The 24,316-nt window shown below is 49.9% G+C and carries 20 protein-coding genes; 10 read left to right on the top strand and 10 right to left on the bottom strand.

The window, feature by feature from the left end:
- The first annotated feature begins 286 nt into the window (after positions 1-286).
- Positions 287-2,215, top strand: a complete 1,929-nt coding sequence (dhaR, locus tag PTW35_RS26730) for a dihydroxyacetone kinase operon transcriptional regulator DhaR (RefSeq protein WP_281028223.1) — start codon at positions 287-289, stop codon at positions 2,213-2,215.
- A 64-nt stretch (positions 2,216-2,279) separates the two neighbouring features.
- On the opposite strand, the gene dhaL is transcribed toward dhaR, so the two are convergent.
- Positions 2,280-2,915, bottom strand: a complete 636-nt coding sequence (gene dhaL, locus PTW35_RS26725; RefSeq protein ID WP_281028222.1) for a dihydroxyacetone kinase subunit DhaL — start codon at positions 2,913-2,915, stop codon at positions 2,280-2,282.
- 27 nt (positions 2,916-2,942) lie between these two features.
- A complete protein-coding gene (gene dhaK, locus PTW35_RS26720) occupies positions 2,943-4,001 on the bottom strand; it encodes a dihydroxyacetone kinase subunit DhaK (RefSeq protein WP_281028221.1) in 1,059 nt (352 codons plus the stop codon).
- 318 nt (positions 4,002-4,319) lie between these two features.
- Here dhaK and PTW35_RS26715 point away from each other — a divergent pair, with 318 nt between their 5' ends.
- The 7 genes from PTW35_RS26715 (at position 4,320) to PTW35_RS26685 (ending at position 11,726) form a co-directional block, all read left to right on the top strand.
- A complete protein-coding gene (locus PTW35_RS26715; RefSeq protein WP_281028220.1) occupies positions 4,320-5,402 on the top strand; it encodes a glycerol dehydrogenase in 1,083 nt (360 codons plus the stop codon).
- Between the two features lie 57 nt (positions 5,403-5,459).
- Entirely contained in the window at positions 5,460-7,088 is a 1,629-nt protein-coding gene (locus PTW35_RS26710; RefSeq protein WP_281028219.1) for a dihydroxyacetone kinase subunit DhaK, read from the top strand.
- 159 nt (positions 7,089-7,247) lie between these two features.
- On the top strand, positions 7,248-8,549 hold the full coding sequence (locus PTW35_RS26705; RefSeq protein WP_281028218.1) for an MFS transporter: 1,302 nt from the start codon (positions 7,248-7,250) through the stop codon (positions 8,547-8,549).
- Between the two features lie 90 nt (positions 8,550-8,639).
- On the top strand, positions 8,640-9,776 hold the full coding sequence (locus PTW35_RS26700; protein WP_281029158.1) for a zinc-binding dehydrogenase: 1,137 nt from the start codon (positions 8,640-8,642) through the stop codon (positions 9,774-9,776).
- Positions 9,777-9,826: 50 nt separating this feature from the next.
- Positions 9,827-10,654, top strand: coding sequence for a hypothetical protein (locus PTW35_RS26695; protein WP_281028217.1), 828 nt, complete (start codon positions 9,827-9,829; stop codon positions 10,652-10,654).
- A gap of 137 nt (positions 10,655-10,791) precedes the next feature.
- On the top strand, positions 10,792-11,502 hold the full coding sequence (locus PTW35_RS26690; RefSeq protein ID WP_281028216.1) for a DeoR/GlpR family DNA-binding transcription regulator: 711 nt from the start codon (positions 10,792-10,794) through the stop codon (positions 11,500-11,502).
- Complete coding sequence (locus tag PTW35_RS26685) at positions 11,499-11,726, top strand: hypothetical protein (RefSeq protein WP_281028215.1); 228 nt, start codon at positions 11,499-11,501, stop codon at positions 11,724-11,726. Before PTW35_RS26690 ends, PTW35_RS26685 begins: the two co-directional genes overlap by 4 nt.
- A gap of 110 nt (positions 11,727-11,836) precedes the next feature.
- Here the strand turns inward: PTW35_RS26685 and PTW35_RS26680 are convergent, their stop codons facing one another.
- Positions 11,837-13,141, bottom strand: coding sequence for a serine hydrolase (locus PTW35_RS26680; RefSeq protein WP_281028214.1), 1,305 nt, complete (start codon positions 13,139-13,141; stop codon positions 11,837-11,839).
- Between the two features lie 232 nt (positions 13,142-13,373).
- Positions 13,374-13,907 (bottom strand): dihydrofolate reductase family protein, encoded by a 534-nt coding sequence (locus tag PTW35_RS26675; RefSeq protein ID WP_281028213.1) that lies wholly within the window; start codon positions 13,905-13,907, stop codon positions 13,374-13,376.
- Positions 13,908-14,016: 109 nt separating this feature from the next.
- Here PTW35_RS26675 and PTW35_RS26670 point away from each other — a divergent pair, with 109 nt between their 5' ends.
- Positions 14,017-14,583 (top strand): TetR/AcrR family transcriptional regulator, encoded by a 567-nt coding sequence (locus PTW35_RS26670; RefSeq protein ID WP_281028212.1) that lies wholly within the window; start codon positions 14,017-14,019, stop codon positions 14,581-14,583.
- 88 nt (positions 14,584-14,671) lie between these two features.
- Here PTW35_RS26670 and PTW35_RS26665 read toward each other — a convergent pair whose 3' ends face one another.
- Both PTW35_RS26665 and PTW35_RS26660 read right to left on the bottom strand, forming a co-directional pair.
- Positions 14,672-15,772: a YdcF family protein gene (locus PTW35_RS26665; protein WP_281028211.1), complete on the bottom strand. Its 1,101-nt coding sequence runs from the start codon at positions 15,770-15,772 to the stop codon at positions 14,672-14,674.
- Positions 15,773-15,917: 145 nt separating this feature from the next.
- Complete coding sequence (locus tag PTW35_RS26660) at positions 15,918-16,409, bottom strand: hypothetical protein (protein WP_281028210.1); 492 nt, start codon at positions 16,407-16,409, stop codon at positions 15,918-15,920.
- A gap of 502 nt (positions 16,410-16,911) precedes the next feature.
- On the opposite strand from PTW35_RS26660, the gene PTW35_RS26655 reads away from it, so the two are divergent.
- Positions 16,912-18,411, top strand: coding sequence for a cytochrome c peroxidase (locus PTW35_RS26655; RefSeq protein WP_281028209.1), 1,500 nt, complete (start codon positions 16,912-16,914; stop codon positions 18,409-18,411).
- 93 nt (positions 18,412-18,504) lie between these two features.
- Here the strand turns inward: PTW35_RS26655 and def are convergent, their stop codons facing one another.
- From def to PTW35_RS26635, 4 genes are all read right to left on the bottom strand, one after another.
- On the bottom strand, positions 18,505-19,029 hold the full coding sequence (gene def, locus PTW35_RS26650) for a peptide deformylase (protein WP_281028208.1): 525 nt from the start codon (positions 19,027-19,029) through the stop codon (positions 18,505-18,507).
- A gap of 160 nt (positions 19,030-19,189) precedes the next feature.
- Complete coding sequence (locus tag PTW35_RS26645; protein ID WP_281028207.1) at positions 19,190-19,816, bottom strand: fructose PTS transporter subunit IIA; 627 nt, start codon at positions 19,814-19,816, stop codon at positions 19,190-19,192.
- 11 nt (positions 19,817-19,827) lie between these two features.
- The gene (locus tag PTW35_RS26640) at positions 19,828-21,543 is read right to left on the bottom strand and encodes an alpha-amylase family glycosyl hydrolase (protein ID WP_281028206.1); all 1,716 of its coding nucleotides are present in this window, start codon (positions 21,541-21,543) and stop codon (positions 19,828-19,830) included.
- The gene (locus PTW35_RS26635; protein ID WP_281028205.1) at positions 21,543-24,224 is read right to left on the bottom strand and encodes a glycoside hydrolase family 38 C-terminal domain-containing protein; all 2,682 of its coding nucleotides are present in this window, start codon (positions 24,222-24,224) and stop codon (positions 21,543-21,545) included. Before PTW35_RS26635 ends, PTW35_RS26640 begins: the two co-directional genes overlap by 1 nt.
- Positions 24,225-24,316 lie beyond the last annotated feature (92 nt).

Below are 24,316 nucleotides of genomic sequence, written 5' to 3'. Positions count from 1 at the left end.
TGAGGTTTATGTCAAATCTCGTCGAGAACGTCTACCGAAAAGTGAAAAAGTATTACCTCGATCACTTTTATTTTTGATTCAATCTTGATGTGTTTCAATATGAAACGGATTTGATGGCTTTTTTGTTTCAAAATGGAACGCTGTCTGACATTCCTTTCACTTTTTTCTACTAATATGGTTATTAAACCCACCCCAGTCCCATAATTGTGATTGAACCAGATAAAAAAACAGGGCTTGAGCGATTACACTCCCCCCTGTTTGGCAGCCATGACGTAAAGATAATTGAATGCTCTCGATCGAAGATAGTAAAACCCGCTGGGAGTTTTTCCAAAAGCACCAATGGGTATCACCAGAGTTCTCGGATTCGCCGGTATTCCATTCCTGGCAGCGCTGTGTCAAGCAGATGAATGCCTATGACTGGTCAAGGCCGCATATCGCTTCCGGTTTCACTCTCGCTTCTTTGAAGAGACGCACCGAACGGGTCATCAACTGTGCGGTGACTGTTGTTGAGGATACATACGACCTGCTGCGTGAGGAAAAGTTACTGCTGCTGGTGACAGATGATAATGGCTGTGTGATGTTCACTATCGGTCACCCCGAGCTTGAATCGAAGATGGAAGCGCTTGGGATCAAGGTTGGTTGCTTTTTGAGCGAGGATAAAATCGGGACGAATGCGGTGAGCTTCGCCATCGATACCAATATGCCCTGCGAAGTGTTCGCTGGCGACCACTTCAAGCGTGAGCTCCATGACATAGCCAGTGCTGCCGCACCCGTAATTGATACATTTGGTAAATTGCGCGGCACGATTATGCTCGTCAGGCACGCCGGGGAGTACATGCGCGAGAATCTTGCTATCGCGTCCTCGTGCGCCAAAGAGGTCAGCTTGCAGCTTCATATCCAAAACGAGCAGGAAAACATGAACCGCCTTCAGTCGGCCCACAGCGCAGCACTGGAATATATGGATGACGGTATTATCTCTTGGGATGGCGAGAACTTGATCTCCTACATCAGCCACCAGACCGAGAAGCTACTGAGTGTGCATGGCAATGATCTACTGGAGCGCGATATCTTTACCGTTATTCGTTTTGCCCCCAATATCCTCAGCAGTATCAAGCAAGGGGAAATGGTGCGCCGCCGGCAGACCACCTTCGAGATTGACGGCCGTTTTATCGAAGCCATTGTGACTTACCGCTGCATCTCTGACGGGATTCACTTGCTTTTTATCCACCCGCTCGACAAGTTTCGCGAAATGATCCAGCAGCAAGTCGTGGGTAGCGCCAAATATACATTCGACAGCTTGCCAGTTGTCTCCCAGCAGATGAAACATGTGATCAAAGTGGCACGCCGTGCGCTAAAGACTCAGGCGCCTATCCTGATCACCGGTGAGGAGGGGGTTGGCAAGACTGGGCTGGCGATGGCAATCCACAACGAGAGTGCCTACGGCGAAGGACCCTTCATCACCCTAAACTGCCGCTCAACCAATCCGCACCAGCTACTGCGAGATGTGCTGGGTTCTGATGAGGGCGAAGGACAACTATCCAAGTTCGAACTGGCACAGAACGGTACCCTTTATGTCGAGAATATAGAGCTCCTAGGTCCAGAGCTGCAAGCCGCTCTGTTGAAATTGCTTAAGACCGGTTTGGTCAGCCGCAGTGACAGCCAGCGGTTGATTAGCGTGAAGTTTCAACTGATCACCAGTACGACGGTAAATATCGGTGACCAGGTCTCTCAGGGATCATTCTCGCGTCAACTCTATTACGATATTTCTGCCAATGAACTGCACGTACCACCGATAAGAAAGCGTAAAGAGGACATTGAACACATGATCCTGAAACTGCTCAGCAACTACGAGCAGAGGCACCATGTCGCTATCGAGGTGGATAAAAAGGTCAAGGAGGCGTTGCTCAACTTTCACTGGTCAGGGAACAATTCTGAATTGAGGAACCACATTGAGCGCATCCTGTTGAACCGAAGCTCGAACTATATCGAGCTTGAGGATATTCCGGATGAAATCAGGCTTTACTCACCGCAGGAATCGGTGGTGACGATTTCTGTTATGACGTTGGAAGATGTTGAAAAGCAAGCGATCATTGAGGCCTGGAGGGTATATGGTGGGCGGATGCAGGAAATGGCAAAAGCACTTGATATCGGGCGGACAACACTGTGGCGCAAGGTGAAGAAGTACCAGCTGGTCGACATGATGGAGTCTGACTAGCATGTAGTTGCATTGGCAGCGAGATAGTGCCTAATCACGCTGCCTAGTCAATCCCCACCGTTTATCAATGGCTTTTCAGCACCTGGGCGAGAGTCTTGATCATCATGAGGGAGGACGTCGCCCCCGGGTCTTGATGGCCTATACTGCGTTCCCCCAAATAACTGGCCCGCCCCTTAAGGGCTTGCATTTCGATGGTCGCAACGACGCCTTTTTCCGCCGTCTCCACCATCTTGTCAAGCGCCGTTTCAACCGGTGAGCCGGCGGCTAACTGTGCCTTAGCGGCCTCAAGGACAGGCAGCCAAACATCGCACATGGTTTTTTCACCCACGCCCGCCTTACCGCGGGAGACAATACCATCCACGCCATTTTTCAGGGAATCGATAAGCTGGTCAAACGAGAGTTGTTCCCGCGTGCCGACTGTTGCCGCCGCACGGACAAACAGCGTGCCATACAGAGGACCGCTGGCCCCTCCCACATTGGAGTGCAGCGTCATTCCGGTGTTCTTCAAAATCGTCGCAATGTTCTGTTTCTCTACCAATGGCAGGTTTTCGGCAACGATTTTGAAACCACGGTTAAGGTTAACACCGTGGTCAGAGTCACCGAGATCACGGTCAAGATCGGTGAGAAATTGCTGGTTTTCGTCAAAGGTCCTCGCACAAAGTGCTAGCCAATTGACGATGTGCTGCTTTTCAATTTGCATTGCTTCGGCTCCTTGCTGGGGCAGGTGTTACCACTTGAGCGCCGCCGTATCGACAGGGGCATCAAATAGGTCAACCATTTCTTGATCTGCTTTTAGTAGGGTGATCGATATACCTTCCATGTTCAGAGCCGTACAATAGTTGCCGACTAGGTTGCGTGCGATGCGAAAATTGGCCTTCTTGCTGCACTCGGCCAAGCGGCGGTATGCAAGGTATAATTCAGAAAGAGGAGTGCTGCCAAGGCCGTTGACGATGGCGATGTAGTCCTGCTCTGCGTCGAATGGCTCGATGCTGGACTCAATTTCTTCCCACAGCCCCTCTTCACGGTTCCAAATGCGCAGCGTGCGACTGTATTCCACGTTCTCTTTCAGTGCGATAAACATTTTGTCAACCAAGTCGTCAGCACTGGTGAACTCAAAGCGCTCAATGCCCGGCTCTCCATGTATCCCGATCCCGAATTCGACCTCGTTCTCCGCCAGTTCAAAAGAAGGCTGGCCCGCGGCCGGCACCTCACAGGCCCGCATCGCCACGCTAATGGAGCGGCAGTTGTTGTTTACTCGACGGCCCAGCTCTTCGCATTGCTCAAGTGAGTAGCCTTTCGCTGCGGCGGCACCAACGATCTTCTCTACCAGCACCGTGCCCGTAATGCCACGGCGCCCTGTGGTGTACAAACTATCCTGTACCGCAATGTCGTCATCAATAAGCACCGAGCCGACTTTTATGCCGTCTGCATGGAGCAATTCAACGGCAAGTTTGAAGTTCTTGCCGTCACCTTTGTAGTTTTTTATAAGGAACAGCACGCCTTTGTCATTGCTGACTTGGCTGGCGCATTCGTATATCTGGTCTGGTGTTGCACGGACAAATATTTCCCCTGGGCAGGCCCCGGTCAGCATGCCTTTGCCCACATAACCGACATGCATCGGCTCATGGCCGGAGGCGCCGCCGGATACCAGGGCGACTTGATCGGGAGATTGGTCGTGCCATACATAGCAAGGGTGGCGATTTATGTTCAGCTCGGGGCGTGAGGCGGCGAGCCCCGCAATTTGTTCTAAAACAATATCTTCAACGTTATTGATCAGCTTTTTCATGATTAGATTCGACAGCTTTTATTCATAGGGCTTTGCTCATAGTAGGTATCTCAAACACGAGGATCAATTAAATCTTTATGTTTCGTATTGGAACATTTAATTATTGGTGGTTGTTTCATTTTGAAACTAAATTAATAGGCCGTAGCTTAAAATGTGATTGGGTTATTGTTTTCCTCGTTGGCAGAAGTACCAAGAGGAGAGATTTGATGTGGCTATCAAAATTCAATTTAAAATGCGCGACAATTTCTTCTCAATACTGATCTTCGTTATTTAGGATTCACCTATCGTTGAAACAACACAAATGAAGGTCCCACGCTCATGGATAAAATTATTATTAGCCCAAGTAAATACGTTCAAGGTGAAAACGTACTGGGCTCAATTGCTGGCTATGTAAAAGCGCTTGGTGAAAACCCACTTGCGATTGCTGATGAATTTGTAACAGGCTTGGTTGGCGGCACAGTCAAAGATAGCTTCCACAAAGAGCAAATGCCACTCACGATGGATCTCTTCAATGGCGAGTGTTCGCGTCAGGAAATCGATCGCCTGATTGATATTGCCGCTTCCCAGCAGAACGACGTCATCATTGGTATTGGTGGTGGTAAGACTCTCGATACCGCCAAGGCCGTGGCGTACTACGCGAAGGTACCTGTTGTTGTTGTTCCGACCATTGCCTCAACCGATGCCCCGACTTCTGCGCTTGCTGTGATTTACACGCCGGAAGGTGAGTTCAGTGAGTACCTACTCTTTCCGCAGAACCCAAATATGGTGGTGATGGACACTGCGATCATTGCTAAAGCCCCAGTGCGTTTGCTCGTTGCTGGCATGGGTGACGCTTTGTCTACTTATTTTGAAGCCCGTGCAAACATGACGTCTGGCAAGGCAACAATGGCTGGCGGTGCACCAACTCGTTCGGCTCAAGCGCTGGCTAAGCTTTGTTACGAAACCCTGCTTGCTGACGGCCTGAAAGCAAAAGTAGCGGCAGAAAACGGTGTGAGTACCACCGCCCTAGAAAACATTATCGAGGCCAATACCTACCTGAGCGGTATTGGTTTTGAAAGCAGCGGCCTTGCAGCCGCGCATGCTATCCACAATGGCCTGACCAAGCTGGAAGAGTGCCACCACCTGTACCATGGTGAGAAAGTCGCATTCGGTACGCTGACTCAACTTGTTCTTGAAAATGCGCCATTGGAAGAAATCAACACCGTTCTTGATTTCTGCCGCTCGGTTGGACTGCCGACCAACCTATTCGCCATGGGGGTGAAAGAGTTGAACCACGACAAATTGCGTGAGGTGGCGGAAGGTGCAACCGCGGAAGGTGAAACGATCCACAATATGCCATTCCCGGTAACCGCGGACGCTGTATACGCTGCAATTCTGACAGCACATCAATTAGGCCAATAAAGTCACGCTGTGACGTGAATTAACTTACTCGATTATCCATATTATTAAAGGTTTAAGATGTCTGATCTGATTTTAAATACCAAAGATTCATTTGTTCTCGATTCAATTCATGGAACACTGTACGCAGCGAAAAAAGAAAACCTGACTCTTTTGGATTTTGACAACGACATTAAAGTCGTTGCGCGCAATGACTGGAATAAAGACAAGGTTGCGCTAATTTGTGGCGGCGGTTCTGGTCATGAGCCTGCGCACGCAGGGTTCGTTGGGAAAGGCATGCTAACCGCGGCTGTGTGCGGTGACCTGTTTGCGGCACCAAGTGTTGATGCGGTACTCAATGCTATCCTACATGTAACCGGTGACGCTGGCTGTTTGGTTATCATCAAAAATTACACCGGTGATCGCTTGAACTTCGGCTTGGCCGTCGAGAAAGCAAAAGAGATGGGCCGTAAGGTTGATCTGATTGTTGTTGGCGATGATATCTCGATTCCTGGCAACCCACAGCCACGCGGTATCGCAGGAACGCTATTTGTCCAGAAAGTTGCGGGTTATGTTGCGGAGAATGGCGGTACGCTTGAAGACGTGAAGCAAGCAGCGGTTGATGCGTGTGAAAAAACCGCTTCGATTGGCGTGGCGCTGACGAGTTGTTCGCTACCCGGTGAAAGCAACGACCGTATTGCTTTGGGTAAAGCTGAGCTGGGTCTAGGCATCCACGGTGAACCTGGTATCGAAACGATTGAGCTGCCTCAGGCAAAAGCACTTGTTGCGACTATGGTAAGCAAGATCGTTGAAGCTAAGCCAATCAAAGAAAATGCGATTCTTCTTAATAACCTCGGCGGTCTATCTCCGATTGAGATGAACATCGTAGCGAAAGAAGTGATGGAATCAGAGCTTGGTCAAAACACTCAGCTAATCGTAACAGGCTCACTCGTCACTGCTATCGATATGAAAGGCTTCTCTATCTCTGCTATTCAGCTTGACGATAAGGTTGTCAATGCGTTGATTGCTGACGTGGAAGCAGACGCATGGCCTGGCATGGTTGCGCGTCGTGAAGTTCCAGTAACGAAATGTGAAAACCTCATCAAGAAGAAGGTATTCGAGCCATCTCACGACGAAGAAGTGGCTTTGGTGCTCCGTAAAGTCTGCCAGTCTGTGATTGATATCGAAGCAGAGCTGAACCACCTGGATTCTATTGTCGGTGATGGCGATACCGGCTCAACGTTTGCTGCTGGTGCGCGTAAAGTGCTAGCACAACTAGAAGCGAACCAACTTCCACTACAAGACAATGCGAAGCTGCTAACGACGATTGCTGATTGCTTAACATCAGTAATGGGGGGGTCTTCAGGTGTCCTGCTGTCAATCATGTTAACCGCAGCAGGCCGCGACTTTGAACAAAACGGCTCTCTAGCAAAAGCTCTGCAGGAAGGCCTAGGTCAAATGATGGCTTATGGCGGTGCCAAACCGGGTGATCGTACCATGATCGATGCACTGCACCCAGCTCTGGAAGCTTGGGTCAACCAAGGCTTTAATGCCGCCATTGACGCAGCGAAAGCGGGGGCAGAAGCAACCGTAAACATGAGCAGTGCTAAAGCCGGACGTTCTTCTTACCTGAACAGCGACAGCCTATCAGGGACAAAAGATCCAGGTGCTTACGCGGTAGAATCTGTATTCAGCAAGTTCTCGAAATAAGCCCGCTCGACAGCGCACAAACACACTTATATAAAAAATAGCGGTTTGTGTAAAAACCTTGAGGTGCAATTACCTGTGGTTGCACCTTAAGAGTGACCCTTCGTGAAATAAAGTAGTTCTGTATTTCTGGTAAACCAGTGCAGACTTAAGGTCAATAATATGAAAAAAGATAACTTAGCAAGGTATTTTCAGTTTGCACTGGTTATTCTAGCCGGTGGCGCTATATTTCCTCTGGTGTATTTAAAAGCCCAGTACCAAGAAACCATCTTAGAAGTGTTTAATATGTCAATGGGACAGATGAACACAATATATACGATATTAGGTTTTGTATTTTTAATAGGATATTTTCCGAGTGGTGTCCTGTGTGACAAATTTTCGGCAAAGAAATTATTAGCGGTTTCTTTATTAGGTACAGCAGCCGGTGGTTTCTGGTTTGCACAAGTCCCTAGCTACACCAGTGTCCTACTGATTTTTGGTATTTGGGGATTCTCTTCTGTGTTTACCTTCTGGGGCGCACATTTGAAGATCACCAAAATGCTGGCGAAAGACGGTGAGGAAGGGCGCTTTTTCGGTATTCTTGATGGTGGCCGGGGCCTAGTTGAAGCGGCATTAGCGAGTATCGCGCTAATGATATTCACTTCAGTGCTTGGTGGCGGTCTAGAATACACGGATAAAAAGCTCGCGCTTGAATCTGTTGTGTACATGTACTCTATTGCACTGGTTGTTGTTGCTGTATTGATTATTATCTTTGTAAAAGAAGATAAAGAAGCGGCGGCGTCAGCAAGCTCTGGTGAAGAAAGCAAAATCAAACTTTCAGATATCGGTAAAGTATTTAAAAACAAATTTGTTTACCTACACGGTATGATCATCTTTGCTGGCTACACCATCTTTTGGACTAGTTACTATATTGGTGGTTACCTGCAAACAGGATTGGGATTTGATGCTGTAACCGTTGGCTCTATGATGGTCGGCCTACTATGGATGCGTCCAATTGGTGGTGTACTAGGCGGTTTCCTTGCGGATAAACTTGGCCAGGCCAATACTATTGCCGCCGGTATTCTAGGAGGGGTTATTTGTTTAGGTGCTTTAGTCATGGTACCCAATACACTACCAACCTACTTAATTACCGCTCTTGTAATGGTTACGGGTCTATTCTCGTATATCATTAGGGGAACTTATTGGTCTCTCCTCGGCCAGTCAAAAATTGATGCGGCAATAATGGGTACAGCAATCGGCGTTATTTCTGTGGTCGGTTATATCCCAGATATCATCATTCCAGAGATGAACAATATTTTGTGGGATTTGTACGGCAATGAAGGTGGATACCACGCCTACTTTATTGTCAGCATGATGGTTGGCCTTGTTGGTGTACTTGTGACAATGCTCTATAAACGCGAGCAGAAAAAATCCACCGAACCTCAAATTGATGAAATTAATTTGCAGTCAGCAAAAGCTGATTAAATTAACCCGCATAAAATATAAAAATTAGTTTAGATAAAGTATGAGTGTCGACTCATGCAAGAAGTAGAGTAGAGAAATATTATGTTTAAAATGAATATTAACAATGACAAAAGCCGTTTCGAAATCAAGGCTGGCCAAAAAACAATGAAGGCGGTCGTTACCATGGGTAACGGTGGCTATGAAATGCTGGAGTACAAAGATGTACCAATGCCAGTTATCAGCGAAGGTGAAGTATTAATTAAAGTACTTGCAGCTGGTGTCAATAATACTGAAATCAATACTCGTCTTGGTTGGTATTCATCAAAAGTAACGAAAAGTACCAATGATATGTCCGAAAACGACGAAGAGAAGGGCGCAGCAGCGAAAGAAGGCGATGGTGGCTGGAGTGAAGCAACGCCATTCCCTTTCATCCAAGGCACCGACTGTGCTGGTCTAGTTGTTGAAGCAAAAGATGAAGCTGATCAACACCTTGTTGGTAAACGTGTCCTCATCCGTGCCTGTATTCGTCACGAAGGCTTTGAATCTCGTGAGAATATTTGGATGGCTTCTGATTTTGACGGCGCCTTCGCCCAATATGTGAAGATTGCAGCAAGCGAAGTATTCCCAGTTGAGTGTGACTGGAGCGATGCTGAACTGGGCACGATTCCATGTGCCTACGGCACATCTGAAAATATGGTTCAACGCTCAGGCGTAAAAGCGGGTGATCGCGTGTATGTTGCGGGTGCATCTGGCGGTGTTGGCTCTGCGGTTGTGCAGCTTGCCAAACGTCGTGGGGCTTACGTTATCGCAGCTGCTGAAGGTGAAGATAAAATCGAACGTGTTCGCTCATACGGTGCTGATGAAGTCATCGACTTTGGTAAAAATGCACTAGACGTTCTGGGTGAAATGTCGGTTGATATCATCATTGATAACGTAGCGGGTGAGAACTTCGTAAACAACCTAAAACTGCTTAAGCGTGGTGGTCGGTACGCATCTTCTGGTGCAATCGCAGGTCCAATCGTTGATCTAGATTTCCGTACTATGTACCTAAGAGATCTGACTCTTGTTGGTTGTACTGGTTGGGATGAAGCGGTATTCCCGAGTGTGATTGAGGCCATCGAAAAAGGTGAAATTAAACCTGCTCTTTCTAAAACCTTCCCTCTCTCAGACATCGTTGAAGCCCAAAAAGAACTGGTGAGCCGCAAACATGTTGGCAAGCTTGTTCTTATTCCTGACCACGAAGATTAATTGAGTTAGGTCGGGGTTCGCTGAACCTCGACTTTTTAGAGGAAATTAAAATGTCAATTTTTGAGAAAGTCCATGAGATTAAGCATCCCACGTTGACTAAGCAGAATTGGGGCGAGGAGCAGCCGCTTGTTCGTGTCAATTTTTTAGGCAAAGAACTCGATATTAGCCAGCCTTCATCAACGTTTTGGGTGTACCTGTTGGGTGTTATCGTCACATTGGTAGGTGTTCAGTTCCTTGTGATGCAAGATGGTCAAATGTCGCGCTTTTGGTGGGGTATTTCGATGATCCTTTGGGGCGTCGGCGCGATTATTGCCGGTACCAGTTATCAAGCATTCGGTTACGAACTCAAAGCCAAATACCGTGAAGAGTGTTCGTGGACTACATGGTGGGAAGTTATTTACCTTATCTTCCAGCAGGTGAGTATGAACGCAATGACGGTTGCAATTGCTTATTCCTCAATACCACCGGAGTCAATTTGGTTTGATATCTTCATTTGGTATGCTGCGATCATGACCGTTGGCTACACTATCATTACATTCTGGGGTGCGTTTACCGCAACTAAATCGGTGATCACCTTTGAATTTATGATGATGGCATCACTGCCAAGCTTCATCGCTTTCATCTTCATCAACACGGTAAGCTATATCAAGACGGGCGCTACTTATGACTTGCTTTGCATGATCTCCTGGGCTCTGATTTATGCTTCATACTACTTCTACGATAAGTATTGGAAGGCAGGTATTGGTGAGGTGCTTTGGAAAGAGAAGAAAATTTGGTTCTCTGAGAACGATGTTCTGCACGTCATTCTAGTTGCATGGTCTTTGCTGATGATTGCTGTGCCGTTCTTCACATTCGATTATGCTCACTTTGTGAATTAAAAATATCGGATAAACAAATTCAAGCAAATCCTTCAATACAAAAAAGGGGGGTATCCCATCCCCCCTTTGGTCGCTTTAATTACCTTCTATTTCATATGCATGGCATTGTGCAATAGATTTTTTGGGCAGGATGGGACGTGAGAGAAATTGTAAAAACATCCAAATCACAAATTCGAAGGGAAAAGATATTGTCCCTGCTTAATGAATCAGAGGCTATTAGCACTACCGAGCTTGCGGAGTATTTCAATGTCAGTAATTATACTATTCGCCGGGATCTCAATGCGCTGGCCGATCAACGCAAGTTAAGGCGGCATCACGGTGGAGCAAAAAATTCAGGCGCTCCGTCGAAAACGGGAAGAAGGAATGATTGCAATCAAAGGCTCATTGCCAGACAGGTACTACCTGCCATTTTCCAAGGTTGCAATATTTATATCGACAGTCCTTATCTCGCTGAAACCCTGGTGAGTATATTGCCTGATCATGACTTGAGGATTCTGACGAATAACCCCAGAGTCCATCATCTAATTGCTAATAAAGCGAACATCAGGATGTATTTTTTGGGCGGCAGCTTTGGCCTACGCGATGATAGCTTTCATTATCCTGATTTTATTTATAGAGGAGAATTCGAATCTATTGATATTGCGATTGTTGAGGTCGACTGCATCGACAGTGACGGTTTTGCGCTCAGTGAGTGCATGAACAAGGCTGTCAGGCAACGGCTCGCTCTATCAAAAGCAAAGAAGAGTAATATTATTCTCCACCCTCAAATAAACAAACAATCAAAAGCATACCCATTCAAAGTCTGTTCGATGGTTAACATTGAGCATGTAATAGAGGTTATCCAATGACACTTAATCCAGAACAACTTGAAGATAAACTTGAACATGCCCGAGCCAACTATTGGATATTGACCGTCCTCTGCGGTACTTTCTTAGCGCTTACCCTGAATAAAGTCAGACTATTTGAATTCGATGGCGTTGCAGCGCTTTATGCTTCGTTGCTCGTTATCATTGGTTATTTCACATTAAAACTTTCTGAGCATATCAAACAGCTGAAAGCGCAGCGGGAATAAAAAATTATATTGTAGATCAAACGGATTTATATACCTGTTGTGAACGTAAAAACCGCCGGCCCCGGTCGGGTCTGGGCAGGCGGTGAAGTGGTTATATCATCTCGGTAATGCTACAGCTGCTCGGCTAGCTGATGGGTGAGATCCAGTTTCAGCTTGTAGCTATCCCGTGCGGCGTTGGAGGCACTTGGCGCGCTGGAGAAGGTGGCTATCACCACGTTCTTGTCTTGGTTGACGTACAGGGTTTGGCCAAACACGCCACGGGCGGTGGCGATACCTTTTTCCTCATCATGGATCCACCAGAAGTTCTTGTAACCGGTTAGCTTGTCGTCGAAAGTAACATGTCCGGTATCTTTGTACTGACTTTTGCGGACATGCTGGCGCTCTTCCTCGCTCAGGATAAAGGTGTCCTTGACCCATTTCTCCGGGAAGAGCTGCTCGCCGTTGTACTGGCCGTTGTTGGCCATGGCCAGGCCGAAGCGGGCAAAGTCACGCAACGTGGTGTTGAATCCGCCTGTCGCCACCGGCGTGTAGGCGATATCGGTGATGAAGAAGGCATCGTGCTCGGTGCCCAGCTTGCCCCAGATATTCTCTGCAATATAGGTCTGCAACGGCTGGCCGCTCTGGCGTTCGATGATCCAGCCGATGACATCGACATTCGGTGAGTGGTACTCGAACTTATGCCGTGGCGATAGCTCCGGGTTCTGTTCGAGGCTTGGCAGGAATGCCTGGATCCCTCTTGGGGTGTTGTCCTTGGCCGGATTGAGTGCCATCAGATCATAAGCGGGAATAAAGCCCAGGCGGCGGAAATACTCGGTGCTGGTTGCGCCCGGCTCCATGTTGACGTAATCCTCGCTGTAATCGAGCGCGGTGATCATATTGAGCACGTCGCGAACGGTACGCTCGGCAAAGGCGCTGTTTTTCAGCTCGGGGATGTAAGCAGACACTTTCTTCTCGGTATCCAGTTGGCCTTGCTCGACTAGGATCCCTGCCGCCATCCCGACTAATGACTTGGTGCTGGATGCCCACAGGTGGTGATCTCGCGGCCCGAATTCACCGAAGTAGCGCTCGTAGACAATCTGGCCGTCTTTGATCACTAAATACCCATCGGTGTGATCAGCTGCCAGCGCTTCTAATAGAGTGACCTTTTCACCTTGGTATTCAAAGGTCGCCTGCTCAAGGGTTTCATTCATGTTGTAAGGGATCGTAACTGTCTCGCCATCGCGTGGCACCATGACTGACGGGTGGATACCGACATTGCGAAATGCCCATTGGTTGTAGGTGGGCAGCGTCCAGTTACTGGCGGTGACCTGGGTCTCGCCTGAAGCTGGAAATCCGTCCATTACGGCGGCATGTGCTGTACCTAGCCCGGCAATCAGGCTAGCTGTCATAAGGCTGGTTAGTAGGCGCTGTTTCATGGAATTCACCTTCTTATGTTTCACTCTGTAGGAACTAATCTGTTGGGCTACTCTTAGCAACAGCCCTTTCTAAGAGTGATATTACCGACCATTATTTAAATGTAATGTCAGTTATGCTGGGGTTAACCCAGCAAGTATCGATAAGGATCTGATTTGTAGTGGGGTTTGAGGGGGAAGAATAGTAGCTGAGCGTGGATCCATGGCCACGCCCAACTGTTTTGTAAAGCTAGCCTTAACGCTGTCGCAGGTAGTGGCTTTTGACCATGGCATTAAGCAGGGTCTCGCTGCTCTTAAGCTCAAACGCGAGTGGGGAAGGTAAGTCGCCAAACAGTGAGCTGCCTCCACCCAGCACAATGGGAAAAGTCGTAATGATCATCTCGTCGATCAGATCTTGGGCCAGGAAGTTTTGAATGGTGATCCCGCCATCGATGTACAGTTCGTTGAATCCCTTCGCATTGAGATCTGCCAGGATGTTGTTCAGCTCGCCGCTGACCAAAAATGCTTTGTCTTGGTAGCCCTCGGGAATGGTCTTTAGGCTGTTGCTGATGACAAAAACCGGCTTGCTGTATGGCCACTCGCAGTCAAAAGCACACACTGTCTCGAAGGTATTTCGCCCCATCACCAACGCATCCACCCGGTTCATAAAATCATGAAAACCAAAGTCATTACCCTCAGGGTTAGGAATACTGTGGAGCCAATCCAAATTGCCGTTCTTATCGGCGATGTAGCCATCGAGACTGGTTGCGATGTAGACAATGTTTGCCATGGTGATCTCCTGGTATGAGGTTGAAAATGATGCGGCCTGGATAGCCGTTAGGGTTTCGGTTATAATATTCTACAGTGTAGAATAGTGTGAAGTTTAAAGAGATCTGAGAATGACTGTCAAGGGGAAAAAACGGGGGCGGCCGTCGACATCGGCGCCGGTTTTGAGCAAAGAACGGATCATCGAATGTGCTAACACTTTGATGGCAAAAGACAGCAAGATCCCCAGTATCCGCAAGCTGGCTGCCAGCCTAGAAGTCGATCCGATGGCGATTTATTACTATTTCACCAACAAGCAGGCGCTACTGGAAGCGGTGACTGTCTCGCTGGTGGCAAAGATCTATACTCCAAAGCCATCCGGTGACTGGCAGCATGAGCTGCCCAAGCTGTGCGAGAGCTACCTCAACCTGCTGGCGCAATATCCGGGATTGTTGGAAACCTTACTGGGGATGACCGCCCATGGCCCGGCAGCGGTTTTCACCGAACGCTTTGATTTGGCGGTCAAGGAACTCTCGCTTGAACAAGAACTGCGTAACAATGCCCTGTCTATGCTGGCGGACTATCTGCATGGTTATGCCTTGGCGATGAGCTGCCAGGCTGGTGACGAACTCAAGGTGGATATGATGGCGGGGCCACTGGGTTTTTATATGCAGGCGTTGCAGCAGATGGCCAGGCCTTGATCATGCTTCCTATCGGTGGGCTTTTTCTCGTATCAAAAAGGCAGCCATTCGGCTGCCTTGGTTACTGCATGATGGCTCAGCGAGTGGCTTAGCGCTGCTCAAGAGGGTATGAGCGGTAGCTCCACATGCCGTAGGTACGCAGAGCATCGCGGTAGATACCCAGCAACTCACCATCTGAAGGAACCTTCAGCTCATCCAATGGCTTATCGGCGGCCGATACGGTATCGAACGTGATACCTTTTGGCCCGGTTTGCCATGAGGCAATTTCGAACAGCGTCTGACCGCGGCGCACGTGGCTTGCCGAGCTGATGATGGTCGCGTGGTCGATGTCATGGCGAGCCAGGGCATAGCTACTGTAGAGGGCATTTTCAACGGTGCTGCGGGCGTAGTTGTCTTCGATAATGCGTTCGCGGGCAATGCCTTTCTCAACCAGCCAGTCTGCCATGAGCTTGCCTTCGGTTTTGTGGTTACGCGGCACGCCGCCGGTGAGCACTATCAGAGAGTCCGGTTGTGCCTTGGCCATCGCCAGTGTCATTTCGAGGCGCTGGACCAGAATATCGTGCATGCTGCCGTCCGGGTTCAGGGCATAGCCAAGGGTAATGATCGCCGTGTTGCCCTCGTAGGCTTTATCTTGCTTTTCCTTCAGCGGCGTTGCCACTATGCGATTTACTGTGTCGAAGATACGCTGGATATCGTTAGCCCGGCCGGCATTGAGCGATTTGAGGGCGTTCATGTGCTCAAGTGAAGCTTGGCTGTTGCCTTTGAACTGCTGCCATACTGCGAGGTAGGCATGGGCATCGACATCTTGCGGGGCGACGGCCAAAACTTGCTCGAACAGCTCAATCGCCCGGTCGACGTTCTTGTTGTAGATCTGGGCATTGGCGGCGGAGATCAGCAAGTCGGTACGGTAGGGCTCAAGCTGGTATGCTTCTAGCAGGCGGTTGGTGACAATTTCCATGTTGCTAGGCATTTTGGCGGTAAATCCGGCATGGGAAATACGGGCTGGTGACTTGAAGGCAGTAACTGCATCGGCCAGCAATTGGTCGACAACCTGGCGCTTGGTAATAAACTGGCTGTATTCCGCAGAGGCCTGGATACTTTGCTGTGGGGCTGTATCTGCAGCCAGGATAGACGTCGAGGAAAGGCTCAATAGGCCACTAAGGGCAAGGGCAATAAGGTTCTTTTTCATTGTTTTTGTTTAATCTGCATCACAAGGTGGGCAGCAATATATTGCATCCCTGAAATGAATATTGTGATCCAGTGATGAAATTTCTTTATCCCTGTGCAGGAAGGTGCACAAAGTGCTGGCTTGCTTCCATATTTGTGTGATGATTTTATTTTAATTCATTATTGGTGTGAATGAGTGACAATTTCCGGGCGAGGGTTGCTACGGCTTGATAGATGGCATCGCCACATCCTGCATGATTACGCAGATCAACTTCTCGTTCTTCAAATTGGCCTGTATCTCGGCAATGAAAATAAATTTCATTCAAAATACCAACATTATATTTATTGACGATATGTACTCGTTCTCGAATAAGCCGGGGAAATTGATTGATGGTGATATCAACAAATTTATTATCTACCTCGAGCCAGACATGACTGAGAATTTCAGGATAGTCGGCCAGATCATTCCGGCACCAGATCATTTTGGGATTATAGCCGTGCTCTCTTAAATACATCGCCAGCATGTTGTTGGCCAAATCACAGGAGCCATAGGGAAAAGCATTGAGTTCCTGCCAGCGAGGAAGTTCGCAGTAGCGGTAGGACTGGGTTTCGATAATGGTAGCGAGGGCATTTCGGAATGTATGGATATGGTATTTCATGGCAACCTTCCCTGTTGTGCAATAAAACTGTCACAGGCCGCTTTCCTTGTTAGAGAACCTAGCGTATGGGTATAAGTATAGGCGGGTTGTCAAGATTAATGTCCCAAACTTGATTCTAACGATAATTATTATTGTTATGTCTTGAATATTAGTTTTTAACTGTAGAGAAGAAATAGTTATAGTTTTCATTCTTGGCAATTCGGCTAGGTGCCGTTAATCAATTCTAATAATCTTAAAAGTTCCTATGAGAATTTGAGAACATTCTTGGTTATGGTTTATTAGCGTGGTTGTTTTACTCGTTAATTATTGTTGTTGAGAAATAAATCCAGCAAAAAATTACTTACACTTTTTGTGGGTTAACTAATTATGTTTTTTGAGGAGATATTAAAACTTATTGATGTCCAGAGATAAGACTTTTCATTTTAAATTGAATGGAAACTGACTTTTTATATTAAAGTCAGTAGCTTTTAATTATAAAAAAATAAGTATTTGGAGCTTATTGATGAGTATTCACACGGCTAGGTTTAAAAATAAGGGAGTAGATAAGGTATCTATCCCGCTTCTCTTCGGCATCATGAGTGCCGGTGTCTTTTCCGGTAATGTGTATGCCAATGATTTAACTTATCTGGAAGAGTTGGGTAAACGGCTATTCTTTGAAAATATTTCGCTGAACCAAAATATGTCATGTGCCACGTGCCATGCGGGCTCGGCGGGGGGAACCAATGGCGATTCGGTGACGAATAATACGGATGTCGCTGTAACTGGCTCCGACGGTGAAGGCGTCGGTAATTTAAGGCCGCCAACAAACCAGTATGTACAGTTTCGAACCGAGGCGGGAGATATAGTCGGTTTGGGCAATTTTAAAGTGTGCACGGTCCCGTTCCTCGGTGATGTTGCCTGCGGTGGCGCATTCTGGAATGGACGGGCTGAAGGTAACCTGATTGAAGCATTTCACAATATTGATCCCTTTGCGGGTATTGGTAGTGAATACGAGGATATGTACCGTAAGTATATCGGTCCGTTGTCTGATCAGGCCCATGCCAGTCCGTTTATCAACCCGGTAGAGCAAGCGCTGGAGACGAAACAGGATGCTTGTAAGCAGGTTCGCGATGAGACTATCTGGGGTGAACAGCTATACAAATATGCCTGGGGCTCTGAATTGAGGTGTGGTAAAAGGCAGATAGATAAAACGTTCGCGCGTTTTGCTATAGCGCTTTCTGCCTGGCAGATGTCAAAAGATAATAACCGCTTTGATTCCAAACGTGATATTGCATTGAGAAATGATGCAGATGGACAATTCCCGCTAGACGACTTTACCGCGCAAGAGAACCGTGGCCACGATATTTTCTACAATGTGGGGCCGGTGAGAGGCAACTGTGTTTTCTGCCACCAGAGTGATCCGGTCAATGCCGGTGGGGTAGGGCCATTCGAGCGCTATACCAACGATCAGTTCTTTAATATTGGGGTGCCGAGGAACCATGACATTCCCAATGATCCCGAGCCGGATATTGGGGTAGAACTGATTGCCCCCAACCTGGGCTTACCGCTGGGCTTGAACCTTGGTAAGCACAAAGTACCAACCTTGCGTAATGTGGATAAACGTCCGCACTCCGGTTTTGTGAAAGCCTATACCCACAATGGCTGGTTCAAGAGCCTCGAGCAGTTGATCCACTTTTACAATACCGCTAGAGTGAAATCGACCTGTGCGCCGCACATTGAGACCGCCGAAGCGGCGATAGCCAATAATTGTTGGCCTGAGCCAGAGTTCAGTGTCAACCGTCCGCCTCCGGGTGTGGTTGGCGGCTTGGGGCTTTCAGCGCAAGACGAGGCTGACTTGGTGGCGTACCTGAAAACGTTGAGTGATGGTAGTTCGGTACAAGCTCCGGCTCGCTACCGCTTGCACATCATCAATGAAAGTCGGTTGGAGCATGGTGATGATGGTTCTTCAGGGCCATTCGGTGGTCTGGAAGATAGGGCAAACGATGCCTTTGGAAGCTTTTAACAGCACGCGCTGATAGGGTATTCATCACTCCTGCACCCGAGCCGCTCAGTATTGAGCCGCTCGGGTGTCGCTTATTGGGGGCTTAGCCATTGTCTAGCCCTGGGCAATCTGTTTTAAGTACTCGGCCTCGGTGTAGTAATCGGCTTTGTCGGCCCGGTCGAGAAAGACCAAGCCATTGAGGTGATCCAGCTCGTGCTGGAAAATCCGGGCAATAAAGCCCGCCAGCTGGGTTTTGACTTCCTTGCCCTCCAAGGTGTCATACCGCACTTCGATATGGGAATGGCGGTTGACCAGCGCGCGGATCCCCGGAATACTCAAGCACCCTTCCCAGTCTTTTTCCATACTATCGCTGGCCCAGGTAATTTCCGGGTTGAGCATCAAGGTCGGTGCCATCAGAGGTGCATCGGGATAGCGAGGGTTGGGGCGGGACGCCACGATAAACGCGCGGATAGATTCGCTGACTTGCGGCGCTGCGATACCGACACCATCATGTTCCTGCATCTTTTTCTGTAGCGCACTGAAGAACGGCGCGAGCGATTGGTATTGGCCGGCCGAAATCGGCGAGGCATGCTCGCGCAAGATAGGGTTGCCGAGCTGGGCGATGGTGAGCGTTTCCATGGGGCTAGTCCTTTTTATGGTTTCTCCGTAAAGCTTATAGGGCGACAGCAAAAGCGGCAATAGGCGAGAGGGGCTGATAATAAGCTTTTAACTGTTGGTAAAAAAACAGGCTCGGTGAAGAGCCTGTCTGATAGGTAGGGACTTGGGGGTGCTGGAGAACCTACATCATTGCAAACAACAAGAACACGATGGCGCAGCCAACCAATAGTACCAACGGGTAGGCCTTGCTGTTGTGCGGCTCCTCCTGCTGGGCCTCCTGCATTGCAGCGGCGGCAATGGGCTCGGCATCGCTTGACGGAGATTGTGTTGACGTTATTTCTTTGTTTTCAGTCTCGTCCGCACCGAACAGGGCCATGACCTCAGCCTGGCTGCGTGCGGCCAATAGTTGCTCCCTGAAATCATCATCGACCAGCGATGAGGTCAGGGTGGTTAGCACCTCCATGTGGGTCGAACCGGCTTCGGCTGGCGGGATGGCCAACAGGAAAATCATGTTTACCGGCTCATCGCCATCAAGGCCTTGCCATTGCAGTTCGTCCTTGACAAAGGCGCAGGCAAATACCGGTTCGGTGACCGCTTCGGATTTGCCGTGCGGTACGGCGAGGTACTCACCGAGGGCCGTCGGGCCTTCTTCTTCGCGTTTGAGTACAGCATCAAGGAACACCTGGCGGTCGGTCAGTTTACCGGCCTGATCGATTTTGTCGGTCAGGGCTTCGATGGCGGTAATACGGTCATCGAAAACGGCATCGAGCATGATCAAGTTCGGTGAGGTTAATTGGGCCAGTTTCATAATCTTACTCCTTATTGTCCATGCTGCTGATTTGAGTTTGGCGCTAACCAGATAAACTGGTATGGCGCTAATGTTGACTGCAGTGCGAAGGTTTGGCCACTGATCAAATCCGTCCCGCCTTGTGCCAAAGACACTTGCTGCGGCTGGCTGGTCAGGTTGAGGATGTAGGTAATGCGTTCTTCTCCTTCGCCCCGGATCAGGCCGAATAACCCTTTGCCCAGATCCAGTACCGCCTGTCCCGACAGTGGCGAAAATGCGGCATGTTGTTGGCGCAGGTTCAATAGCTTGATCATTTCACTGTAAACCTGCTGGCGCAACGAGCCCTCAGTATCCATTTCACTTTCCAGCTTACCAAGACCGAATTTCTCGCGGTTGATGCGGCGGTTGATGCCGGAATCTTCCATCCCGGCGATGTCATTTTCACTGCCGAGGAAGCTGTGGTAATAGATGGCCGGCACACCGATAAAAGACAACAGTAGAGATTGCGCCGCCAGGAACTTGCGTGCTTTGTCATGGCTGTTATCGCTTGGCTCGGTGATTGCGCTGAGGTAGTTGATATTGAGCTCGTAAGGCGACTGGGTGCCGTCACCATTGTCCTTGTAGCTGACCCGCCCGCCCTTGCGCTCGACTTCGCTGCATATGAACTGGCGAGCGGCATCGTCCAGGATCCCCTCGGTCGGGCGCACCCCGATGCCGTCGTGGCTGGCGAGGAAGTTGAAATAGGTAGTCTGGCGTCCGGCGCTGAGGTTCTCCATTGCCTCGCGGGTCAGCCCTTCGGCCCACTGGGTCAACACCGAGCTGTCTTCAGCGAGGAAGGCGTGCAGGGTCAGCGGCGGCAATGGGAACTGGTAGACCATATGGGCTTCATCGCCATTGCCGAAATAAGCCACGTTTTCCGGGTGGGGAACGTTGGTCTCGGTGATCAGCAAGGTACCGCTGGCGGCAATATCCAGTACCAGGCGCCACAGCTTGATGATGTCGTGGGCCTGCGGCAGGTGGATACAGCTGGTGCCCAAAACTTTCCAGATAAAGCCAATTGCATCGAGGCGGATAGAGCGGCCGCCGTTGGCCGCATACATCAGCAGGATATCGATACTCTCCAGCAAGATCTGCGGGTTGGCGAAGTTGATATCAATCTGGTCGTCCGAGAAGGTGGTCCAGACGTGGGCCGTCTCGCCGTTGGCCTTGGTAAACGGCGTCAGCAGCGGCAAAGCGCGCGGCCGGGTGACACTGCTGTAATCCAAGCTCGGGTCTGATTCGACGAAGTAGCCCTGATAGCGCTCGTCGCCTGCCAGGTAGCCTTGGAACCAATCACTGCTCTTGGAGATATGGTTGATCACACAGTCGTACATCAGGTTGAAGTGCTCAGCCAGGGCATTGAGTTCATCCCAGTCACCGAGGTTGGGATCGACCTTGCGGTAGTCAACCACACTGAAGCCATCGTCTGAGGTATACGGGAACATCGGCAGGATATGGATATTGCTGATCGCCCCTTTGAGGTACTTATCGGCGAAGGTTTTCAGGGTCGCCAGTGTCGGCTTGCCGTTTTCGCTGATGCTGTCGCCATAGGTGATCAGGTAGCTGGTGGTCTGGTCGACCCACGCCGGGTAGGCCGGTGCCTTGCCCTGCCATTTGTCGATGAGCGCCAGAATCGCTTCGGTGATCTGCGGCGCCTGTTCTTGGCCGTAAATATCGGCCACTTTGTGGGTAATAGCTTGGGCAAACATTAGCAATTTTCCTTATCAGACGGTGTTGCAGCCGTACAGCGCAAACGCAGGTCGATGGTATTGTTCGGGGCAACCACCGGCTCGGCTCCGGCGATCAGTTGCTCGCGGTAGTTGACAATAGCGACATCGGCATAGTTGTCGAACTGGGTCATATCCAAAGTGATGGCTTGTTCGGTCGGGTTGAACAGGCGCAGGACTAGCGCGTTGTTTTCGTAGAAAGAGTGCGACAGGCTCGACAGCTCCAGCTCTTCTTTGATATTGAGCAGGCTAAATTGTTTGCTCATTGGTTTAGCGTCAAAGCGGACCTGGAAGCGCTCGAGACGGTTTTCAAAGCTGTTGAGGCGCTGGCGCTGGTAGCTAAACGGCTGGTTGAGGTACTCGGTTTCCAGCTCGCGGATCGCCTGGTGCGATGTACTTTCGGCCATGGCGATGGCAAAGCTGAAGCGCATGGATTGCTGCAGCTGGGCATCTGGGGTATGAACCACGGTATTGTTGATCCCCGATGCGCGGCCCGGACGCCACAATAGCTCATCTTTGCCAAGGTAGCCGACCGCCTTGAACAGGGTCAGGGCGATGCGATCGTATTGGTTGGTTTTGAGAATTTGGTATTCCTTGATCCCTCGGCCGTTGATAATCAATGCCCTGTCGGTTTGCTTATCGTCAGCGTCATTTGCTATCGCGACAGCACCCTCGGTGGTTTCGATATCGACCGGGCACTCGCGGAAGCGCTCGCGCCAGTTTTCCTCTGCGCCGAACAGCACCGGCGCAATTGGCCGCTCAATCGTGGCAAACGGCAGGGTACTGACAGAGCTGTCGGTATTGATATCACTGTTGATCAATACACGTACCCGGTGGTCCTTCACGTGGTTGACGGTATCAATATCGACCTGCAGATTGCGCTCGCCATGGTGCAGGGTGAAGGTCAGCTTGAACACGATTTCGCTGTTGGCATCGCCTTGGCGGCGGTCTTCTAGATCTTGCGGTACCAAGATCCGGCCTTGCAGGGTCATTTGCTGGATCAATTCACCGTGCTGGGTGCCAAGCAGTGACAGCGGCTGGGAGTACAGCGGGGTATCGCCTTCCAGTGGCGAGAAATCATAGGAGTCGCCGTCGTCAGCCTGATTTTCAAACTGGATGAGGTCAGAGATGGTCCGGCCGCTCTGCTTGTCGGTCAGGATCAGCTCACCGTTATCCAGCGTTAGCCGCAGGCGGCTATTTTCAATGTGTGCCGAAGTGCCTGGCTGTGCCTGGCTCATTGTGCTTGCTTCGCCTACCCGAAGTGTCAGATAGCCAAGAGCCGGGATATCATCGAGTTTGGCTTTGAGCTCGAAACGGTAATACGGCGGGACCGGGACTTCTTTCTCGCCGTCTTTGGTAACTTCTATTACTTTGCCGCCATCAAGCGTGTCGCGCTTGACCAGCTCAGCCGTTATCGGCTGGCCGTTATGTGTCAGCGCAATATCGGCAAAGGTGCTGAACACCACGATATCGGCAATACCGGAATGCGGTTTGATCCGGTTGTTGAAGACGATAATTTCACCCTCATCGCACACCTGGCTGGCAATGTCTTTGACAATCAGGTTGTACAGGCCGTGGCAGATCTCCTCGGCCTGCTTGAGGCGGTGCATGATATCGGCGTTGGTGGCATCGCTGTTGCAGCCGCCCATGCTGTCGTGGGCATGGCATTCGATGATTTTTTTCCAGGCGATATCAATGAGCTCGGTATGCACGGTAATACCGTGCGCCTTGGCAATCGCGGTGACCAGTTCGAGTTTTTTCAGCAGGAACTGCTCGATCTCGAAGTTGAGCTTCTTGATGTCGTAGCGCACCGAGCCGATAGTTTTGTGGATCCGGGTATAGCGCGGGATCTTGAACTCACCCTGGTAGGTGTCGAAATCGCTGCTGTTGTGGCGCAGGTAGTCGACGTAGTCTTCCATCGAGGAAATGACATAGGTATCGCCGGCGCTGCTGCGCTCGGTGGCCTTGGCGAGGGTCTCCGGCAAGTTAGGGTCGATATTGACCTGATCGCCACCGGATGGGATCAAGACTTCGTCGAGGCCGGCAAGGGCCTTGATTTTCTCGACCATCGGGAAGATTTTGTTGTCGAGATGGGCAGGTTCGGCCACGATATTTTTCGCCGCGCCATAGCCGTGGACCAGGTTGTAGGCAATGATGCTGTCGCCGCCCGGTGACTGCCAGAAAAAGTTGGAACGCTCGACCTGCTGGTCGTAGTCAATCCCACGCCAGAAGATGATGTTGTCGATACCGCAGCCCTTGAACAAAGTCGGCATCTGGGCATTGTGGCCGAAGGTATCCGGCAGGTAGCCGACCGTCATGCTGTGGCCGAGCTGCTCGGCGACATGCATGCCGTATTTGAGGTTACGGATGATAGATTCGCCGGCAACGTTGAAGGTATCGGTCTGGGTGTACCAAGGGCCGATAAACAACCGCTTGTCGCTGACCAGCTTCGCCATGCGCTCGCGCATGTGCGGCATGACCTTGAGGTAGTCTTCAACAATGGCCGACTGGCCGTCAAGGTGGTAGCAGCTATAACTCGACTGGCTTTCCAGTGTCTCGATCACCTTGGTAAAGTTGTAGGTTGCAAGAACATCGCTGTCCTGCTGGGTGAAGTACCACTCACGGTCCCAGTGGGTGTGGGGAATGACATGCACTTTAGCCATGCTGACTTCTCTTCTCGTAGAAATTCGGTATTACAGGGGCAGTGTCGACTGCCCCTCATTTTTCGGGGTTGGCCGGGGTTAGGGTTGGCCTA

It is taken from the genome of Photobacterium sp. DA100 (assembly GCF_029223585.1).
Lineage (GTDB): Bacteria > Pseudomonadota > Gammaproteobacteria > Enterobacterales > Vibrionaceae > Photobacterium.
This window is presented reverse-complemented; position numbering and strand designations above follow the sequence as displayed.

What these genes read in the sequence shown, in the direction of transcription:
- dhaR (WP_281028223.1), top strand. Translation starts at nt 287, where the DNA reads ATGCTCTCGATCGAAGATAGTAAAACCCGCTGGGAGTTTTTCCAAAAG.
- dhaL (WP_281028222.1), bottom strand. Translation starts at nt 2,915, where the DNA reads ATGCAAATTGAAAAGCAGCACATCGTCAATTGGCTAGCACTTTGTGCG.
- dhaK (WP_281028221.1), bottom strand. Translation starts at nt 4,001, where the DNA reads ATGAAAAAGCTGATCAATAACGTTGAAGATATTGTTTTAGAACAAATT.
- PTW35_RS26715 (WP_281028220.1), top strand. Translation starts at nt 4,320, where the DNA reads ATGGATAAAATTATTATTAGCCCAAGTAAATACGTTCAAGGTGAAAAC.
- PTW35_RS26710 (WP_281028219.1), top strand. Translation starts at nt 5,460, where the DNA reads ATGTCTGATCTGATTTTAAATACCAAAGATTCATTTGTTCTCGATTCA.
- PTW35_RS26705 (WP_281028218.1), top strand. Translation starts at nt 7,248, where the DNA reads ATGAAAAAAGATAACTTAGCAAGGTATTTTCAGTTTGCACTGGTTATT.
- PTW35_RS26700 (WP_281029158.1), top strand. Translation starts at nt 8,640, where the DNA reads ATGAATATTAACAATGACAAAAGCCGTTTCGAAATCAAGGCTGGCCAA.
- PTW35_RS26695 (WP_281028217.1), top strand. Translation starts at nt 9,827, where the DNA reads ATGTCAATTTTTGAGAAAGTCCATGAGATTAAGCATCCCACGTTGACT.
- PTW35_RS26685 (WP_281028215.1), top strand. Translation starts at nt 11,499, where the DNA reads ATGACACTTAATCCAGAACAACTTGAAGATAAACTTGAACATGCCCGA.
- PTW35_RS26680 (WP_281028214.1), bottom strand. Translation starts at nt 13,141, where the DNA reads ATGAAACAGCGCCTACTAACCAGCCTTATGACAGCTAGCCTGATTGCC.
- PTW35_RS26675 (WP_281028213.1), bottom strand. Translation starts at nt 13,907, where the DNA reads ATGGCAAACATTGTCTACATCGCAACCAGTCTCGATGGCTACATCGCC.
- PTW35_RS26670 (WP_281028212.1), top strand. Translation starts at nt 14,017, where the DNA reads ATGACTGTCAAGGGGAAAAAACGGGGGCGGCCGTCGACATCGGCGCCG.
- PTW35_RS26665 (WP_281028211.1), bottom strand. Translation starts at nt 15,772, where the DNA reads ATGAAAAAGAACCTTATTGCCCTTGCCCTTAGTGGCCTATTGAGCCTT.
- PTW35_RS26660 (WP_281028210.1), bottom strand. Translation starts at nt 16,409, where the DNA reads ATGAAATACCATATCCATACATTCCGAAATGCCCTCGCTACCATTATC.
- PTW35_RS26655 (WP_281028209.1), top strand. Translation starts at nt 16,912, where the DNA reads ATGAGTATTCACACGGCTAGGTTTAAAAATAAGGGAGTAGATAAGGTA.
- def (WP_281028208.1), bottom strand. Translation starts at nt 19,029, where the DNA reads ATGGAAACGCTCACCATCGCCCAGCTCGGCAACCCTATCTTGCGCGAG.
- PTW35_RS26645 (WP_281028207.1), bottom strand. Translation starts at nt 19,816, where the DNA reads ATGAAACTGGCCCAATTAACCTCACCGAACTTGATCATGCTCGATGCC.
- PTW35_RS26640 (WP_281028206.1), bottom strand. Translation starts at nt 21,543, where the DNA reads ATGTTTGCCCAAGCTATTACCCACAAAGTGGCCGATATTTACGGCCAA.
- PTW35_RS26635 (WP_281028205.1), bottom strand. Translation starts at nt 24,224, where the DNA reads ATGGCTAAAGTGCATGTCATTCCCCACACCCACTGGGACCGTGAGTGG.